We start from the raw sequence: 2,713 nt of genomic DNA on the forward strand, positions 1-2,713 counted from the left end.
TGGTCGAGGTGCCGTCGGTGGCGATCGTGCCGGAAGCCTTTACCGAGGCCGCCTTCTTCTCGATCGGCTCCAACGACCTCACCCAATATGTCATGGCGGCCGCCCGCGATGACGCTGCCGTGGCACATCTCAATTCGGTCCGTCATCCGGCCGTGCTACGGCTGATCGCTGCCGTGACCGCGTTTGGCCAGCGGGAAAAAATCCCGGTCAGCCTGTGCGGCGATGCAGGCGGCGATCCCGCCTCGATCCCGTCACTGCTCAAGGCCGGCCTGCGCGATCTTTCCGTCGCTCCGGCGCAACTCGCCATGGCCAAGGCGGCCATCGCGGACGTTTCTGTCTAGGCGCGGCCGGCATGGTCGACAGGGCATCCGAACCCGGTTCCGAAGAGGCGATCCGCGCCTACAAGACGATCCTGTCGCAGGTCATCGACCAGCGCCCATCCGGCATGCGCCAGCGCCTGGCCGATGCGCTCGGCAAACACCGAAGCTTCGTCACCCAGATTTCCAGTCCTGCCTATTCGATCCCGATTCCGTCAAAACATTTGCCGGCTATATTTTCGGTGTGCCATTTCAGCCCGGCCGAGCGCGACCAGTTTCTCGCCGCCTACCATCAGGCGCATCCGGGAAAAATGTCGATCGCATCAGGCATGCGCAAGACGCGGCATGTCTCGCTGATCGTGCCGGATTTCGGCGACGACAAGCAGAACGCCGCGCTCGATAAGGCGGTGAACGATTTTATCCAGAAGATCACCAGCATCACCGGCAAGGGTGGCTGATCGAACTCTTTGTTTTACGCAATTCCGGACGGAAAACCGCGACACACTTTCCCTGGAATTGCTTTGGAAGGCCTATTTCGGGAGGAGACGGCCGTGAAGAAGTTTATCAATTCGGTGGACACGGCGCTGACCGAAAGCCTCGACGGCTTCGTCGCCGCCCATGCCGACATCCTCGTGCTCGGCGACGAGCACAAATTTGTCCGCCGCAAGACCTTGCGGCCGGGCAAGGTGGCGTTGATCTCCGGCGGAGGCTCCGGCCACGAGCCGCTGCATGGCGGCTTTGTCGGGCACGGTATGCTCGACGCCGCCTGCCCCGGCCAGGTGTTCACCTCGCCGACGCCGGACCAGATGCTGGCGGCGGCGGAGGCCGTCGACACCGGCGGCGGTTGCCTGTTCATCGTCAAGAACTATGAGGGCGACGTCATGAACTTCGACATGGCGGCCGAGATGTCTGAAGGCGTCCAGCAGATCGTGACCAATGACGATGTCGCCGTCGAGAATTCTTCCTATACGACGGGCCGGCGCGGCGTCGCCGGCACGCTGGTGGTGGAAAAGATCGTCGGAGCCGCTGCCGAACATGGCCTGGCACTGGCGCCGCTGAAGGCGCTGGGCGACGGCGTCAACGCTGCTACCCGCTCGATGGGCGTGGCGCTGACCAGCTGCACCGTACCGGCGGCGGGCAGGCCGACTTTCGACATCGGCGATGGCGAGATGGAATTCGGCGTCGGCATCCATGGCGAGCCCGGCCGCCGGCGCGACACGCTGAAAAGCGCCGATGCTATCGCGCAGGAGATCTGTGCCGCAATCCTGGGCGATCTCGGCGACCGGGCGAAGGGTCCAGCGCTGTTGTTCGTCAACGGTTTCGGCGGCACGCCGCTGATGGAACTCTACCTGATGTACAACAGCGCGCGGGCGATTTTCGAGAAGCATGGCGTGACGGTGGCCCGTTCGCTGGTCGGCTCCTATGTCACCTCGCTCGACATGGCCGGCTGCTCGATCACACTCACCATGCTCGACGATGAGACGACCGCATTCTGGGACGCGCCTGTACACACGGCGGCGCTACGCTGGGGCATGTAACCCTGGCTTCCACCCTGCTTTTCTGCGACATCTTTCCCTGCAATCGCAACATTGTCCAGGTTGATGCTGCCACCGCTTACCCCTGCCGAAGAAAAGCTGCTGCTGCGCTACGCAGATCCGGAGGCGCCGACTGTCGACGTCGATAATTTGCCGGCAAAGACGCTGATGTCGCTGCTCGACAACGCCGAATTCCATGGCGTCCTGCCGATCATGCTGCGCAAGCTCAGCGGGGACGCGCGGCTGCCAGCGGATGCGGACCTGCACGGCAAGCTGGAAAATCTGCGCCAGAAGGCAACGATCGCCACCGGCCAGTCTATGCTGTTGAAGTATCATGGCGACCGCATCATGAAGGGACTGGCGGCGGACAATATTCCGGCGCGGATCGTCAAGGGACCCGTCTTCGCGCGCAAGCTCTACCGCAACGTCGCCGACAGGCCGTTCACCGACATCGATATCCTGGTCGAACCCGCCAACCTGGCGCGGGCAAACCAGGTGATCACGGCATGCGGCTTCGAGCTTGGCAGCAACGAGGCCGAATCCTACGAATTGCAGGAATTCAAATGGCTCGAAAAGGAGAATTCCAGCCTGCTGGTCGAACTGCATGGCGACCTCGTGCATGACATCGGCATGCGGCGGCGCCTGTCGCTGGGTTTCCCTGAATTGCGCGCCATCGACGGCGACGCGACAGACACGCCGGCGGCTCTTCTCACGATCGCCATCGTGCACGCCGCCGGCGGCCATAAATTCCACCGGCTGCAGCTTTGCGTCGACGTGCTGCAGGGCGTGCGGGCGCTGCAATCACCCGAAGCGGAAGCACGCCTCTTCGACGCTGCCCGTACCACCGACATCGAGCACGAT

Annotated in this window: 4 protein-coding genes; all 4 read left to right on the forward strand. The window is 63.2% G+C overall.

Annotation, left to right across the window (positions count from 1 at the left end; genetic code table 11):
- Positions 1-341 (forward strand): putative PEP-binding protein (locus EN893_RS27905; RefSeq protein WP_348632515.1); only part of this gene is annotated, 341 nt, incomplete at its 5' end.
- An 11-nt stretch (positions 342-352) separates the two neighbouring features.
- On the forward strand, positions 353-775 hold the full coding sequence (locus EN893_RS27910) for a hypothetical protein (protein WP_127271698.1): 423 nt from the start codon (positions 353-355) through the stop codon (positions 773-775).
- A 93-nt stretch (positions 776-868) separates the two neighbouring features.
- Entirely contained in the window at positions 869-1,855 is a 987-nt protein-coding gene (gene dhaK, locus EN893_RS27915) for a dihydroxyacetone kinase subunit DhaK (RefSeq protein WP_127272249.1), read from the forward strand.
- Between the two features lie 63 nt (positions 1,856-1,918).
- Positions 1,919-2,713: nucleotidyltransferase family protein (locus EN893_RS27920; protein WP_128361949.1), on the forward strand; the 795-nt coding region annotated here is incomplete at its 3' end.

This window comes from Mesorhizobium sp. M7A.F.Ca.CA.004.04.2.1 (assembly GCF_004022825.1).
GTDB lineage: Bacteria > Pseudomonadota > Alphaproteobacteria > Rhizobiales > Rhizobiaceae > Mesorhizobium.